13 protein-coding genes and 1 tRNA gene are annotated in these 14,553 nt (G+C 48.5%); 12 read left to right on the top strand and 2 right to left on the bottom strand.

The features are described 5' to 3' along the window. Positions 1-124 precede the first annotated feature (124 nt). Complete coding sequence (locus tag NC994_RS13820) at positions 125-1,015, top strand: hypothetical protein (RefSeq protein ID WP_190435590.1); 891 nt, start codon at positions 125-127, stop codon at positions 1,013-1,015. 163 nt (positions 1,016-1,178) lie between these two features. Here the strand turns inward: NC994_RS13820 and NC994_RS13815 are convergent, their stop codons facing one another. Then, entirely contained in the window at positions 1,179-1,880 is a 702-nt protein-coding gene (locus NC994_RS13815; protein WP_190435587.1) for a peptidoglycan-binding protein, read from the bottom strand. Between the two features lie 398 nt (positions 1,881-2,278). Between NC994_RS13815 and NC994_RS13810 the strand changes: the two genes are divergently transcribed. The 7 genes from NC994_RS13810 to NC994_RS13780 all read left to right on the top strand — a co-directional run bounded on the left by NC994_RS13810 (position 2,279) and on the right by NC994_RS13780 (position 11,273). Then, complete coding sequence (locus NC994_RS13810) at positions 2,279-3,694, top strand: hypothetical protein (RefSeq protein ID WP_190435584.1); 1,416 nt, start codon at positions 2,279-2,281, stop codon at positions 3,692-3,694. A gap of 615 nt (positions 3,695-4,309) precedes the next feature. Further along, a complete protein-coding gene (gene rimP / locus NC994_RS13805) occupies positions 4,310-4,771 on the top strand; it encodes a ribosome maturation factor RimP (RefSeq protein WP_190428614.1) in 462 nt (153 codons plus the stop codon). A 118-nt stretch (positions 4,772-4,889) separates the two neighbouring features. Continuing rightward, entirely contained in the window at positions 4,890-6,218 is a 1,329-nt protein-coding gene (gene nusA / locus NC994_RS13800) for a transcription termination factor NusA (protein ID WP_190413344.1), read from the top strand. A 50-nt stretch (positions 6,219-6,268) separates the two neighbouring features. Next, the gene (locus NC994_RS13795; RefSeq protein WP_190413342.1) at positions 6,269-6,613 is read left to right on the top strand and encodes a YlxR family protein; all 345 of its coding nucleotides are present in this window, start codon (positions 6,269-6,271) and stop codon (positions 6,611-6,613) included. Positions 6,614-6,888: 275 nt separating this feature from the next. Beyond that, the gene (infB, locus tag NC994_RS13790; protein ID WP_190435581.1) at positions 6,889-9,951 is read left to right on the top strand and encodes a translation initiation factor IF-2; all 3,063 of its coding nucleotides are present in this window, start codon (positions 6,889-6,891) and stop codon (positions 9,949-9,951) included. Positions 9,952-10,063: 112 nt separating this feature from the next. Continuing rightward, a complete protein-coding gene (locus NC994_RS13785; RefSeq protein WP_190435578.1) occupies positions 10,064-10,729 on the top strand; it encodes a low-complexity tail membrane protein in 666 nt (221 codons plus the stop codon). A 337-nt stretch (positions 10,730-11,066) separates the two neighbouring features. Next, entirely contained in the window at positions 11,067-11,273 is a 207-nt protein-coding gene (locus NC994_RS13780; RefSeq protein WP_190413336.1) for a hypothetical protein, read from the top strand. 50 nt (positions 11,274-11,323) lie between these two features. Here NC994_RS13780 and NC994_RS13775 read toward each other — a convergent pair whose 3' ends face one another. Further along, the gene (locus tag NC994_RS13775; protein ID WP_190413334.1) at positions 11,324-11,878 is read right to left on the bottom strand and encodes an alpha/beta hydrolase; all 555 of its coding nucleotides are present in this window, start codon (positions 11,876-11,878) and stop codon (positions 11,324-11,326) included. Between the two features lie 170 nt (positions 11,879-12,048). Here NC994_RS13775 and NC994_RS13770 point away from each other — a divergent pair, with 170 nt between their 5' ends. From NC994_RS13770 to NC994_RS13755, 4 genes are all read left to right on the top strand, one after another. Beyond that, the gene (locus tag NC994_RS13770; RefSeq protein WP_190427467.1) at positions 12,049-12,195 is read left to right on the top strand and encodes a hypothetical protein; all 147 of its coding nucleotides are present in this window, start codon (positions 12,049-12,051) and stop codon (positions 12,193-12,195) included. 87 nt (positions 12,196-12,282) lie between these two features. Continuing rightward, the gene (locus NC994_RS13765; protein ID WP_190435575.1) at positions 12,283-13,941 is read left to right on the top strand and encodes a DUF1565 domain-containing protein; all 1,659 of its coding nucleotides are present in this window, start codon (positions 12,283-12,285) and stop codon (positions 13,939-13,941) included. A gap of 117 nt (positions 13,942-14,058) precedes the next feature. Next, positions 14,059-14,130: transfer RNA gene (locus NC994_RS13760), tRNA-Gly, on the top strand. A 13-nt stretch (positions 14,131-14,143) separates the two neighbouring features. After that, positions 14,144-14,314 carry a hypothetical protein gene (locus NC994_RS13755; RefSeq protein ID WP_190667726.1) on the top strand — a complete coding sequence of 57 codons (171 nt, stop codon included), beginning with the start codon at positions 14,144-14,146 and terminating at the stop codon, positions 14,312-14,314. The last annotated feature ends 239 nt before the right edge of the window (positions 14,315-14,553 follow it).

The raw sequence follows: 14,553 nt of genomic DNA, 5'->3' as shown, positions 1-14,553 counted from the left end.
CGGGGAAGCGACCAACAATCGACTCCCCATTTTCATCTTTGAAATAGTTTGCTCTACAGATAGAGTTTCAATTTTCTAGATATTGGAAGAATAAGGGGAAATACTGCGTTCTTGCTAGGGAATAATGAGCTTTAGTTTCTTTGACCTCTTCTGGGTATTTCTGGCTGTCAGCTCGATCTTGCCCGCCTTCCAACAACGCCGCTTGGCTTTTCAGCGAGTGCAAGCCTTGCGGAATTTTGAGCGATCGCGCAATAGTCGAGTGATTTTGCTAATTCACCGGCAAGAATCGATTAGCTTTCTAGGAATTCCCATCTCCCGCTACATTAGCATTGAAGATTCAGAACAGGTGCTACGGGCAATTCGCCTCACACCTCCCGAAGTTCCCATCGATCTGATCTTGCATACCCCAGGTGGTTTAGTGCTAGCAACCGAGCAAATTGCTAGAGCGTTGATTCGCCACCCTTCTAAAGTCACCGTGTTTGTACCCCACTACGCCATGAGCGGCGGCACCATGTTAGCTTTAGCATCTGATGAAATCGTCATGGATGCCAACGCTGTCTTAGGGCCAGTCGATCCCCAGTTGGGAAATATGGCAGCGGCGAGTGTCCTCAAAGTCATCGAACAGAAGCCAATTAGCGAAATCGACGACAACACGATCATCATGGCAGACCTCTCGCGCAAAGCGATGGATCAGGTGCAGCGCTTTGTCCGAACCCTCTTGAAAGACAATATTCCCCAACCGAAAATTGCTCCCGAAAACATCGAACGGATTGTGGACGCTATCACTACAGGGCGCGTCACCCATGACTATCCGATTACAGTCGAGGAAGCTACAGAACTCGGTATGCCGATCACGGTAGGGCTGCCGATGTCAATCTATAACTTGATGGATTTCTATCCGCAGCCCCAAGGAGGACGTCCAAGTGTGCAGTACATTCCCATGCCCTACGAACGTCCCCCAATTTTACCCCCAGCGCCAAAGGGCAGACCGATCCCAGAGAATGCAAAGTCTTAAGCTGCCCTGAGATTGAATTTTCCTAGAAGTTGAGTCTGGATAATTGTCAGTAGTGAGCAGTCATTAACCGTTTAAATAATGACTGCTCACTAGCGATCCATTATCTATTCCCAACTCAGCGCGATCGCTATGCGATTTAGACCCACAGCACCTTAAAGATTTATCAGCTTGAAGGCGATGGTTTTGGGCTGGGAGCCGGGGATGGACTTGGACTCGGCGTTGGTCTTGGCGATGGGCTAGGACTAGGACTTGGTCTTGGGGATGGCGATGGACTCGGACTCGGCGTTGGGGTGGCGCGGGGCGTTGGCGCGGGACTCGGTGTTGGCGATGGCGCTAGTGTTGGTTCTGGCGCTGATTGGGGTGTTGGTGTTGTCGCTGGCGCTGGCGATTGCTGTTCAAATCCGAGGATTCTTCTTGCTTCTTGGTCGAGTCTCTGACGAACTGGTAACGTAGCAATGCCAGTTACCGGCAAATTAAATTGTCTCTGAAACTGCCTGATAGCATCTTCAGTGCGCGGACCATAAAACTGGTTACGGGGAAGGGGCGGATTTGGCTTAACGACAAGATTCAAGTTTGCCTGAAGAATTCTAACGATATTTGCGGCATAATCCTGTGTCTTCGGCCCCGCTGTAGCATCAACAGGTGTTAGCTTATATCCCTGCTGAAACTCGCGGATAGCCCTTATCGTGGCTTCATCCGTCAGAGTATCTCCAATCGTGACGTTATACCCAAAGCCGCGCAACAAGGAACGAAATTCCCTTGGCGTGTAATCGCGGCTGCGTTCGGCTATAGCTACTTGATAACTAACTAAGCTGGCGGTTATGGTTATCACCGCAGCTAAAGGCATTCCAAACCTATTCCACATAGCTCAATCTCCTCACTCACTCACTGATTAAGCGCGATAGCGATTTGAACAGTTACAGTTTAAGCTGAATTGAGCATTCTACCGTTTATTTTTCGCAAGCGATCGCTACAACCGCCAATTGCGATCGCGTCGCGTGCGCTACCGGGTTCGACCTTTCACTATGCTGATATCCGATAGAATCCTTCTATTTTGAAGGCAACATCAGCAATTAGTGAACAATTAGTGGTATCAAATATGACTAAAGCTTCAGAGGGTCTGTCAAGCTGATAATTGGTAATTGAAGATTGTGATGGATGCTAGCTAGGTAGCAGGTAGCAGCTTTTTTGCCATTACCTTTTTGCCATTCCCTTTTTTTCCATTACCGATTCCCGATTACCAATTACCTCATCTTCCTTTCCATGTCACCTCAAAAATTGGCAAAGACTCCCCAATCCCGCCGTAACTTGTGGTTTGAACGTGTGATGGCACTTTTGGCAGTGGCTAACTTGGGCTTAGTGCTGTTCGACTTAACTTACATTCCGCTGCGCGATTTCTACCTGCGGGAATTTCGCAGCATTACCCGAATCTATGACCCCATCAAAGGTATTGAACCCCATCGAGAAACCCAGCAGTACCTAGAGACAGTAGAAAAACTCAAAGCACAGCTGCAACAGGCAGAAGGATTGCAGTCGCCTGAGGTGGCAACTTTACTGGAGGAACTGCGCCAACAAAGTGTGGAAATGATTGAGACAAACCCGTTTGCAGAGGCGAATAAGACAGGGACTCTGGAAAAAATCAAAAATCGGATACGTCAGCGCGTTGGCAATGTCTCTGCCAAACAATCTTTTAGCACCTTTTGGAGTCTGCCTTATTTATCCCAAGCTGGCGTGGAAAAAGAAATTACCTTTTATAACCAAGAAATTCAGCCTTTGATGGCAAGAAATTATTTTCGCCCAGTTGGGGAAACAGGTAATTTCGTTGACTATTTCTGGAAAATCGATCTCTGGTTTATCATTCCCTTTGGCATTGAGTTTCTACTTCGTACCTACTATATCCACCGACGTCACCATAGTCTCACTTGGCTCGAAGCAATGATGTGGCGCTGGTATGATATTTTCTTGCTGCTACCTTTTTGGCGGTGGCTGCGCGTCATTTCAGTTTTCATGCGCTTACACCAAGCACAATTATTAAACTTAGAATCAATACGGGTGCAAATTAACCGAGGATTTGCGGCTAACTTTGCAGAAGAATTAGCAGAAGTCATTGTGATCCGGGTAATCAACCAGCTACAAGGGTCGATTCGTGGCGGAGAACTGACTCGGTGGTTATCAGGACGGGAGGCTCGTCCCTATGTTGACATCAACAATGTTAATGAAGTAGAAGCGATCGCTACCTTATTGATGAAAGTAACTGTCAATCAAGTTCTACCAAAAATTCAGCCAGATTTAGAGGCAATTCTACAGCACAACATTGAAAAAATTCTCAGCCAATCTCCCCTCTATCGGGGACTCCAGCAAGTACCTGGGGTGGGTACTATCCCCACGCAGATAACTGAAAAACTGGTCAAAGAAATCTCACTTGCAGCCTACAACACCCTCACTGCCTCTTTGGAAGGCGATCCGGTTGGCGCAGAACTTTCCAAACAGCTGATAGAACACTTCACTGAAGCCTTAGGATCGGAGGTGCAAAGACAGCAGACTGCTCAGAAAATTCAATCTTTACTTTTCGATATGTTGGAGGAGATGAAACTCAACTACGTCCAACGCTTGTCCGATCAAGATTTGGAACAAGTGTTAGAAGAAACACGGGCGATCCGTCAGATTGTCAAGCAATAATTTAAATTTGTATGTCAATTGCTGATGTCAATCTCTAACTTGAATCCTCAATAAGGATTCAAATTTAGTCTTGGATTTTGCTAGGACAGTACTGAGACTGCTTAGCTTGGATAAGAAAATGTTTGAAAAGTAGTATTGGCATCTGGGAAGGGTTATTTATTTAGTAAACTACCTGCCACAAATTCTAAAAAACTGCCGCAAAAGCACCAAATTCCCGATAGATAAGGAGTGTCATAACCAATTTTTCAGACATTCTCTACTAATCTCAATTTCTAGCATTCTTTCCTCGATGTTTCTAGAGAGTTTCCGATCGCGTTCGCGCCGCCACTCAGAAGAAAAGTTGTTCTTCTACAGAGTCTTCATCCCGCGCTTGCACGCGCCTACGCTAATAATCCTCAGTCCAATTTTCCTAGCCCTTCAGGCACCGAGCATCGGTGCCTATCTCTTTTTTCTTATCTTCCCTCAGCGCTCGGTTGACGACTCGCCACTGGCATACCGCTTGAGCTAAACTCAAAGTTAGGAAGGCGAATCCATCAGGATTCGTCCAGAGACTTCTTGGAATATAGTGTTCGCAGGAAGTGGGGCAGCACCCACTTTTTTTATTGGAGTTTTCCAATGACTCATCCCCTGATTCCACAAATTATTGATTTAGCAGCGCCAGTGGCAGAAGCCTTGGACTTGGAAGTAGTCGGGGCGGTTTTTCACACCAACCAACGCCCACCCGTGCTACGCGTGGACATCCGGAATTGCAACGCTGACACAGGGCTGGATGACTGCGAACGAATGAGTCGGGCATTGGAGGCTGCTTTGGATGCAGCGAATTTCATTCCTGATGCCTATGTCCTGGAAATTTCTAGTCCCGGTATTTCGCGTCAGTTGACGACAGATCGGGAATTCATCTCCTTCAAGGGATTTCCCGTAATTGTCACCACATCCGAACCCTACGAAGGTCAGCAAGAGTGGACGGGGCAACTGATTCGTCGGGATGAAGAGGGTGTTTACCTCAACCAGAAAGGTCGAGCGATCGCCATTCCCCGCCAAATGGTCAGCCGAGTGCAGCTGGATGAAAAACGGTAATTGAGCTGTCAGCTTAGTAGTTAGTCCTCAGTGGTTCGCAAGGAAGTTGCCGCTTGACCACTGACCGATTACCAATTACCAGTTACCAATTACCAATAGCAATTAGCGAGGTTTTTTTATGTCAATGGTTAGTCTACGCGGACTTAAAGAGCTAATCGATAAAATTAGTGTAGAGCGCAATTTACCCAAAAGTGCCGTACAAGCAGCCCTACGAGAAGCTTTATTGAAAGGATACGAGCGATATCGTCGTACCCAGAACCTCGACAAGCATCATTTTGATGAAGAGTACTTTCAAAACTTTGAAGTCGAACTCGACCTAGAACAAGAAGGAGAAGAAGGCTTCCGCGTTTTGGCGACCAAGACCATCGTTGAAAAGGTGAGTAGTGGCGATCATGAAATTGGTCTAGAAGAAGTGCAGAAAGTCGCGCCTGAAGCAGCGATTGGCGACACGGTGGTTTTAGATGTGACCCCCGATCAAACTGAGTTCGGTCGCATGGCAGCAATTCAGACCAAGCAAGTGCTATCGCAAAAACTGCGAGATCAGCAGCGCAAACTCGTCGCAGAAGAGTTCCAAGAACTGGAAGGAACCGTTTTGCAGGCGCGGGTACTGAGATTTGAGCGGCAATCCGTGATTCTAGCTGTCAGTAGTGGGTTTAGTCAGCCAGAAGTAGAAGCCGACTTACCGAAACGGGAACAGCTACCCAACGATAATTACCGTGCCAATGCAACCTTCAAGGTATTTCTCAAAAAAGTACGCGAAGGCCCAGCGCGGGGGCCACAATTGCTAGTGTCTAGAGCTGCCGCAGGTTTAGTCGTTTATCTCTTTGCCAACGAAGTCCCAGAGATTGAGGATGAAGTGGTGCGGATTGTGGCAGTGGCGCGGGAAGCAAATCCTCCGTCTCGTCACGTTGGCCCGCGGACTAAAATCGCGGTCGATACCCTGGAGCGCGATGTAGACCCAGTGGGAGCTTGTATTGGTGCTAGAGGATCGCGGATTCAAGTGGTAGTGAATGAATTACGCGGCGAAAAAATTGATGTAATTCGTTGGTCGCCCGACCCATCTACTTATATTTCCAATGCTCTATCGCCCGCCCGAGTGGATGAGGTGCGTCTGATTAACCCAGATGCTCGTCAGGCTCATGTTTTGGTGGCGGAGGATCAACTAAGTTTGGCGATTGGTAAAGAAGGTCAGAATGTCCGTCTAGCAGCCCGCCTGACGGGTTGGAAAATTGATATTAAAGATATTGCCAAGTACGATTACGAAGCGGAATCTCGGAATATGGCAGCGATCGCAGCCGCTCGGCAAGCCCAAGAGGAAGCTGAATATGAGGAAGAATACGATGAGCCAGACGAACTGGAAAGACCCACAGCAGTTCCTAGCTGGCAGCAGAACGGTGACGATTTTGATGATGTAGATGTAGATGAGGTGGAAACCACGGAAGTTTAGATTTGAGATTCAATCCTCAATTCAAAATCTAAACTCCCCCCTTGCTTGAGATGGAACCAAACTACCGCCGTTGTGTGAGTTGCCGCCAAGTCGCGCCAAAATCGGCGTTTTGGCGAATTGTCAGAGTCTATCCGTCCCAGCAGTTACAATTAGATCGGGGGATGGGGCGATCTGCCTATCTTTGTCCCCAAGAAAGTTGTCTGGTAGCGGCTCAAAAAAAAAATAGGCTGGGCAGAGCGCTCAAAGTACCTGTTCCAGAAGCACTGTACCAAACCCTGTGGCAGCGCCTAGCTACTAAACTTGAAGGCTGCGATCGCTCCTTGTCAAGAAGCGAATCCAGCCCTCAAGAACGTTGCCTCCCATCCGCATCAGACCTAAAACAGCCGTCCGAATGAGATATTGTAGGAAAGAAGCCCAAAAAAAGCGACGTGCCCCAAATTGTAAAGATTTGTGCAAAATTAGAAATAGAAGTGTTTCACTATCCTTAGGGATAGTCAATTTACTTGGTGATAAACAGACTTCCCATAAGTAGCTTGGATATCATTAGTAGAAGTATAGGCAGCAAGTTAAAGCTTCACACCCATTAGGCAGTAAGCAAATGATCAACAAGTTGTCGTTCAAGCAGATGGTTATGGTGTAAAAACTGGTAGGATTCGAGGGGAAAGACTGGATGAACAACGGCAAAGTAAGAATTTACGAGTTATCGCGGGAATTGGATTTGGAGAATAAGGATATTCTAGGAATTTGTGAGCGGCTCAATATTGCAGTCAAGAGCCACAGCAGCACAATAACTGAATCGGAGGCGGAGAGTATTCGCTCGGCGGCAGAAAAACAGGCAGCAGCCCGACCAGCTTCACGTGCGCGGGCTCCAATGGATCAACGTAAAACAGCACCGCCAGCCGCTCAATCGGTGCGACCCCGGCTAGAAAACAAGCCGCAAATTCTGGAGATTCGTCAGCATAAATCTGGGTCTGGTTCTAACGCACCACAACAGCCGGGAGAACAGGTCGCGATTCCTCCCCAACCACCAGTAAGACAGCAGACGCCATCACCCATGAAGCCGACAAGTCTGAATAAACCAGTGCGTCCTAGCCAGCGGGATAATCCTCCTGTAGTAGAAGTAGTAGAAGCAGAAAAACTACAGGTAGACCCAGTAGAGGCTCCTCCTATTCCAGCTCCGAAAGCTGTTGAACCAGCTCCCCATCTGGTTCAACCTCCCATGCGACAAGCAGGGGAGCGTCCTGCGCCAAGTAATGTGGAGCGGCCTGTATTAAAACGTGCCAAGGTAGAAACAGCTACTAGCTCGCCTGTCAGCGCACCCCAAAGAGTAGGACCAGCGAGCGGGGCACCCGAAAGAACTAACGCCTCGGCTCCTCCTGCCCCCGTCAGAACGGAGCGACCTGCCCCCCCGGCTCCACCCCGAGTTCCAGAACTGCACTCGCCTCCCCAAAGGCCGGTGCGACCTTCCATGCCTGTTGGTAGACGCCCAGGCGGTGCTGGTGACACGCAACTAGAACCTGGTTCCAGTCGCTCGAAGCTACTACGGGACGAAAATGATGAAGGTTTGGGAACGCCCGATACTCTGGGAGAAGAGGCAAGAAAACCGAATCCCCCCCGTCTCGTTGGTCCCAATAAGCGAAAACCTGAGTGGGAAGATGAGGAAGAAGAAAACCCAGATAAAGCAGGCAAGGCAGGTGCTAAAGCCAAGCGTCGGGTTCAACCCCTCATTGATGACGACGAAGACTTTGACACGGATTTAGAGGAATTGCCAGCAGCATTACAGGTGAGTCTATCTGTAGCTCGTCCTCCCAAGCAGCAGAAAGCTCGTCCAGCCAGCCCAGTCGTGGTGGCAGCGGAAAGAGAGAAGCGGAAGCCTCAAATGCAGCGCGGCGAAGGGCAAAGCAACGATCGCGATCGCCGTCGCGAACCTGCTGCCAAGGCAGAACGTCCGGAAAATCTGGTGTTAACGGGCAGTATGACCGTTCAAGAACTTGCTACAGCCTTAGCAGTTCAGGAAACAGAGATTATCAAAACTCTGTTCTTTAAAGGCTTTGCGATCAATATCACCCAAACCCTAGATATCCCAACCATCACAATGGTGGCGAAAGAACTGGGCGTAGAAGTGGAGACGCAAGAAGAACAAGCTGCGGCGACAAAAGTAACGGAAATGGTGACAGAGGAAGACCTCGATCACCTGCAACGCCGTCCGCCAGTGGTGACGATTATGGGTCACGTAGACCACGGGAAAACAACTCTGCTCGATTCCATCCGCAAAACCAAGGTAGCGCAGGGAGAAGCTGGGGGAATTACTCAGCACATTGGTGCCTACCATGTGGATGTGGAATATGAAGGAAAAACTCAGCAAGTTGTGTTCCTAGACACTCCCGGTCACGAAGCCTTTACAGCAATGCGGGCGAGGGGAACGCGAGTCACCGACATCGCTATTCTGGTAGTTGCTGCCGATGATGGCGTCCAACCCCAGACAATTGAAGCAATCAGCCACGCGAAAGCCGCTGAGGTGCCAATTGTTGTGGCGATCAACAAAGTTGATAAACCGGATGCCCAGCAAGACCGCGTGAAGCAAGAGTTGACCCAGTACGGTCTGCAACCCGAAGAATGGGGCGGCGATACCATCATGGTTCCCGTGAGCGCCATCAAAGGGGAAAACTTGGATACCCTTCTGGAAATGATTTTGATCCAAGCGGAAGTTTTAGAACTCTCTGCAAATCCAGACCGGGCAGCTAAGGGTACGGTGATTGAAGCCAATCTTGATAAGTCGAGAGGTCCAGTTGCTACGTTGCTGGTGCAAAATGGTACGTTGCGAGTTGGTGATGTCCTGGTAGTTGGCTCAGTATTGGGCAAAGTCCGGGCGATGATCGATGACCGGGGAGATAGAGTAACGGCAGCGGCACCATCGTTCGCGGTGGAAGTGTTGGGCTTGAGCGATGTCCCAGCGGCTGGCGATGAGTTTGAAGTCTATCCAAACGAAAAAGAAGGTCGCGCGATCGCAAGTGTCAGAGCCGACGAGCAACGCCAGTCACGCCTGCAACAGGTCATGGCATCGCGCCGAGTCACTTTGAATACCCTCTCAGCTCAAGCGCAGGAAGGCGATCTCAAAGAACTCAACTTGATTCTGAAGGCAGACGTTCAAGGTTCCGTAGAAGCTCTTCTGGGCGCGCTCGGACAGCTGCCACAAAATGAGGTACAAGTTCGGGTGCTGTTAGCGGCTCCTGGAGAAGTCACCGAGACAGACGTTGACTTAGCGGCTGCCAGTGGCGCTGTAATTGTTGGATTTAATACCACCCTTGCTAGTGGTGCGCGGCAAGCAGCGGATCAAGCAGGAGTCGATGTGCGCGAATACAACATCATCTACAAACTGTTAGATGATATTCAAGGCGCAATGGAAGGTCTGCTAGAACCGGAGCAGGTGGAAGAGCCTCTGGGTCAAGTCGAAGTCCGGGCTGTCTTCCCAGTCGGTCGTGGCTCCGTCGCTGGTTGCTATGTGCTGTCGGGTAAAGTGGTTCGTAACTGCCGAGTGCGGGTGCGCCGCAACAGTCAGATAGTTCATGATGGCGTCTTAGATTCCCTCAAGCGGATGAAGGAAGATGCCAAGGAAGTCAATGCTGGATACGAATGCGGCATCGGAGTCGATCGTTTCAATGCCTGGGTAGAAGGCGACATTATCGAAGCTTATCAAATGGTAAGCAAGCGCCGTACTCTCTCGCCAAATTAAGGCAAAACTCAAAAGGCAAAAGTCAAAAGAAAGAAAAAAGGAAATAATCTCCTTTGCCTTTCTTCTGACTTTTGCCTTTTATTTTGCTTTTTGCCTTTTTACTACTTGTAATATGCGCTCTTTTTGGTTGGAACCGTTCTTGTGGATTCATCTTGCTGGTCTGGCGACAGTTCCCATTTGGTTGGAACTATGCTGGCTGGGTTTGGCAGTTGGCGATCCCGTGTTGCCGGTGTGGTTGGAATTTTTTTTGGTTGCAACTGTAGGTATTGCACCCATACTGTGGATGCAGTTGAGCCGTCCTTTTAACATTTTTAGCATCCTGGCAGTGGCCCTGAAGCCAAGTCAACTGACGCTTAACCAGCGACGCCTGTTGTCACAGTTCAAGTCACCTACAAACCAATTAGTAGCCGTTCTAGCAGCTGGTTTCATGCTGTGGGTATTGTGGCTAATCTATCAGGCAGCACCGCTAGTGGCAACTGTTACACCACTTCCCCCAGAATGGCGGTTCGCTGGACTGCTAGTAGCGGCACTGGCATTTCTGGCAAGCAATTTGTTCTTGCAGATACCGCTGAGCGTGGCGCGAGTCCTTTTGACTAACGAAGCAGCATTTTCTGCTACGCAACCCTGTTCAGTAGAAGAAATTCCGCAACAATTTACAATTCCGGGACTACAGGTAAATCAAATCTTGCCTTCGGAAATTTCCGAGACATCGGCGATATCAGCCAACTCTGTAGAACCAATAAATGCAGGAATAGAAGCCCCAGCGTCCTCCGACTAATCTAAAAAAGAGATTTTTCTTCAAGGTTCTTGGTTTTTCAGCACATGGGTGTCTATATAGAAAAGCTTTCAGCAACTGGCGTACCCCAAAAAGTTTTGGCTGGTTGACTAGCGAGATGTTACTGACAGCACAAATCCCCCCAACCTAACTGCGTTATCCTAAGAATAGACATAGAAATTTGTTAAATAGTCATCAGCGGGCAGTCAATTTTAAAGATTAGATTTAGAGATTAGATTTTAGAGTGGGTTGTCAATCCATAATCTAAAATCAAAATCTAAAATAGAATTGCTGAAGGCTGATAGCTGAAAACTCCTTGTTCCCTTAATTTAAGGTGCATATGATCAGGTTTCCTGCTTCATCAACCAGCCAATTCTCCGGCAATACCAAAATCTGGGAAAGCCTCAAACAAGCGATCGCATCCAGTTCTGGGTTTCAGCGCTGGGAGATAGAACACCCGTTGGATAACGACCGCCTTCAGGAGTTCAACCTTGATTATCGGGTTCGCCGGTATCTGCGCGAAACCCTAGAAACTCTTGCTTATTAGTCATAAGTCATTCGTTCGGTAGCCAAGAACGAATGACTTATGACTAATCACTACTGACCAATTCTGATTAAATCACCTAGATTGGGCAAGCCCTGTCCCAGTCGCTTGAGTTTGCCAAAAACCTCAGCAAGGCGATCGCCCTCCACATGAACTTCTGAGGTTGGGTAATTTTCTAAAATTTCAATCAAGGTAATCTGATTGTCTGGAAGCGCTGAACTCATCACAGCTCCTCGCAAAGACTGGATGTTTGCGCCATTTCCGGGAGTATGAACCACGTCACTGACTTGACCCAAGACTAATTCCCCAATCTGGTTATTGAGTACCCGATCTAAAATGAGGGCATTCACCTTAACTTCTTGCGTTAGGGTTTTTCGCAAATCCTCAGGTTTTCTTCCTGCCATAGCCAAATAAGCACGTAGCGCTGGCGAAAGTTCACCCGTTTCAGCAAAAGTTGTGAGTTCGGGAACAGATACCGATTCCCTTAGAAAGCGGTACTTCAGCACGACTGTATTGGCAGCATCCGCACGAGAGGGGCTAAACAAAATACCCGTAGCGGCGGCTAAAGAGAACACGAAAGGTAGCGATCGCAGCAGTAGAGAGCGCATAAGGAACCTGAAAACAGCTTAGAGATAGCACAGTTGTGCTATCTCTACTTTGACGATACTGGATGCCGATGGGTTGCATCCTCCTGCTCAAGTAACAACTGCTTTTGAATCATCCCTCTCGCCTGGATTAGCCTAAGCCAACGCTCTTAAATTTATAAAACCTCAGCCCTATGAGCATTTCAGGGTTTACATCGCCTGAATTTTCTTTGCAGGGGCAAGTTGCCATGTTGGGAACTGATAATATTCGCAACTTGTCATCAAACGTAATTGTGAATATTAATATTAGCGACGCAAGTGCATACACCAAGTATGTATAGCTTCCAGCGTAAAAAAATATCCCAATTGGTGAGTCTCTAAGTTACTAAATCGTACAGTTAATAATGCACATCAAAAGCATCAAACGTATGACACCCCAGGGTTTTCCCGATCGTTTCTCCCATTCTTCTAGCATCCGTTTCGCCAAACGTTTCGCTGGTGTCGTACCCGTCCGGGCGTCCCTGCTAAGCGCTTTGTTACTTTGGTCTGGCGGGGTCATGGCACTTCCTGCGGCTGCCCTTACCCCGCCATCAACGCAGATAGCTCAACTTCCTGCAAGCGCGAACGTTGTCTACGTCAACCAATCCACGGGCAACGATACTGCCAGTGCTGGCACCAGTGAAAACACACCCTATCGCACTATCACCTACGCTCTCCAGCAAGCCCGCTCTGGCACAGTCGTACAATTAGCTCCAGGTTCCTACACGGCTGATACGGGTGAAGTTTTCCCCCTCCTGGTCAAACAAGGCGTCATTCTGCGCGGCGACGAGCAAAGCAAGGGGCAGACTGTAGCGATTATTGGCGGCGGCGGCTATGTTAGTCCCACCTTTTCCGGTCAGAACATTGCAATACGAGCAGAGAAAGACAGTGAAGTCAGAGGATTGACCATCACTAACCCCAATCGTCGGGGAACTGGACTGTGGATTGAATCTACCAATGCAACAGTCAGCAACAACACCTTTTCGAGCAACGACCGGGAAGGAGTTTTCGTCACCGGGACAGCTACCCCCAAAATTGAAAGCAATATCTTTACCAGAAATAAGGGGAATGGCATTTCAGTCGCTAAGACAGCGCAAGGAGAAGTCCGCAACAATCTGTTTCAAGAGACGGGGAATGGGATTGTCCTAACTGAGACGGCATCGCCTTTGCTCGCAGACAACCGCATTGTCCAAAACGTTGATGGAATCGTCGCCTCCAACTCCGCTGCCCCAGTCCTGCGTAACAACATTATTGAGGCAAACACGCGGTATGGAGTCGTAGCAAGCGGAGATGCCCAGCCCAATTTAGGGACTCAAGAGAATCCTGGGCAAAATCGGATTCGCAACAATGTTCGTTTCGATGTTGCCAACCTAACGCGCACGAATACTATCATCGCGGTCGGCAACGATATTGATTCTAAGAAGATTTCCGGGCGCGTGGATTTTGTGGCGACGTCGATACCTAGCGGTGGTTTTGCCGATGTTCAAGGGAACTGGGCGCAAGCCTATATCGAAGCTTTAGTTGCTAAAGATGTAATTGCTGGTTTCCCTGATGGGACTTTCCGCCCCAACGAACCTGTCACCCGCGCTCAGTTTGCCGCGATTATCAACAAGGCTTTTTCACCAGCACAGATACAGCCTGGGATTAATTTTGTCGATGTCAAAACTAATTATTGGGCTTATCAAGCGATTCAAAGCGCTTACCGGGGAGGCTTTTTGTCTGGGTATCCGGGTCAAGTTTTTAGAGCCGAACAGCGCATTCCCAGAGTGCAGGTTTTAGTTTCTTTAGCGAGTGGTTTGAAGTTGCGCTCTGAGGATACAAATGTGCTGTCTGTTTACAACGATGCCACCCAGATTCCTAGCTGGGCCAGCACAGCGATCGCTGGCGCAACTCAGAAACAGCTGGTGGTCAACTATCCCACACTGGCTCAGCTCAATCCTAGTCGTGATGCCACCCGTGCTGAAGTCGCCGCTTTTGTCTACCAGGCGCTGGTGAATGCCGGTCGTGCTGAGGCGATTTCTTCACCTTATCTAGTCAAGGCTCCATAATCGCGACTCAACGTTAAGATGTATCGCGCCAGTTTTCCAACTACTGGATGCTGGCGCTCTATAAGTCGTATAATAGACGTTAGGTTTCAGCCGTCTGCTGATGGTTAACCTCGACATGCGGGTATAGTTCAGTGGTAGAACGTCACCTTCCCAAGGTGAATGTCGTCGGTTCGAGTCCGATTACCCGCTTTTATATAAAGTTATGTACAACTGCTTGATGTTGCTGCCAGATTCTCAGAAGCAACTGCTTGAGTTGGTGGATTTTGACAGGGGTTTGGCAATGAAAACGATCAGTGGTCGCTTGTTGTGCCGTTTTGGAGTGATCGCATTCATCAACGCTTGCCTTGAGAACCTCAAAAGCTTTGAGCGGTAGATGAGTAGGTTTGAGGATTCGCCGGAAAGTGGCTTATAAATGCTGATTGCTGTTATTGCTTCAATAGTACAGAATTTGCTAGGGCTATTTTAAGTATAGTTTTTTATCTAGACAGTCAATAATTGATAAGTAGCTAGGATGATTTAAACCTAAAACGCTCTAACGTATATCCCCCTTGTTCACTCCGTGATTCCATGCCGTCCATTACAGCAAGGGCTAAATCATATTCATTGTCGAAC

This window comes from Trichocoleus sp. AS-A1 (assembly GCF_039962015.1).
Taxonomy (GTDB): Bacteria; Cyanobacteriota; Cyanobacteriia; order Cyanobacteriales; family FACHB-T130; genus FACHB-T130.
The sequence above is the reverse complement of the archived record's forward strand: the minus strand, read 5'-3'. Positions and strand labels throughout refer to the sequence as shown.

Excerpts from the sequence above, each read along its gene's own strand:
- rimP (WP_190428614.1), top strand. The coding sequence starts at position 4,310 with ATGACTCATCCCCTGATTCCACAAATTATTGATTTAGCAGCGCCAGTG.
- infB (WP_190435581.1), top strand. The coding sequence starts at position 6,889 with ATGAACAACGGCAAAGTAAGAATTTACGAGTTATCGCGGGAATTGGAT.
- NC994_RS13815 (WP_190435587.1), bottom strand. The coding sequence starts at position 1,880 with ATGTGGAATAGGTTTGGAATGCCTTTAGCTGCGGTGATAACCATAACC.
- NC994_RS13795 (WP_190413342.1), top strand. The coding sequence starts at position 6,269 with ATGGAACCAAACTACCGCCGTTGTGTGAGTTGCCGCCAAGTCGCGCCA.
- nusA (WP_190413344.1), top strand. The coding sequence starts at position 4,890 with ATGTCAATGGTTAGTCTACGCGGACTTAAAGAGCTAATCGATAAAATT.
- NC994_RS13785 (WP_190435578.1), top strand. The coding sequence starts at position 10,064 with ATGCGCTCTTTTTGGTTGGAACCGTTCTTGTGGATTCATCTTGCTGGT.
- NC994_RS13820 (WP_190435590.1), top strand. The coding sequence starts at position 125 with ATGAGCTTTAGTTTCTTTGACCTCTTCTGGGTATTTCTGGCTGTCAGC.
- NC994_RS13765 (WP_190435575.1), top strand. The coding sequence starts at position 12,283 with ATGACACCCCAGGGTTTTCCCGATCGTTTCTCCCATTCTTCTAGCATC.
- NC994_RS13780 (WP_190413336.1), top strand. The coding sequence starts at position 11,067 with ATGATCAGGTTTCCTGCTTCATCAACCAGCCAATTCTCCGGCAATACC.
- NC994_RS13775 (WP_190413334.1), bottom strand. The coding sequence starts at position 11,878 with ATGCGCTCTCTACTGCTGCGATCGCTACCTTTCGTGTTCTCTTTAGCC.
- NC994_RS13755 (WP_190667726.1), top strand. The coding sequence starts at position 14,144 with ATGTACAACTGCTTGATGTTGCTGCCAGATTCTCAGAAGCAACTGCTT.
- NC994_RS13810 (WP_190435584.1), top strand. The coding sequence starts at position 2,279 with ATGTCACCTCAAAAATTGGCAAAGACTCCCCAATCCCGCCGTAACTTG.
- NC994_RS13770 (WP_190427467.1), top strand. The coding sequence starts at position 12,049 with ATGAGCATTTCAGGGTTTACATCGCCTGAATTTTCTTTGCAGGGGCAA.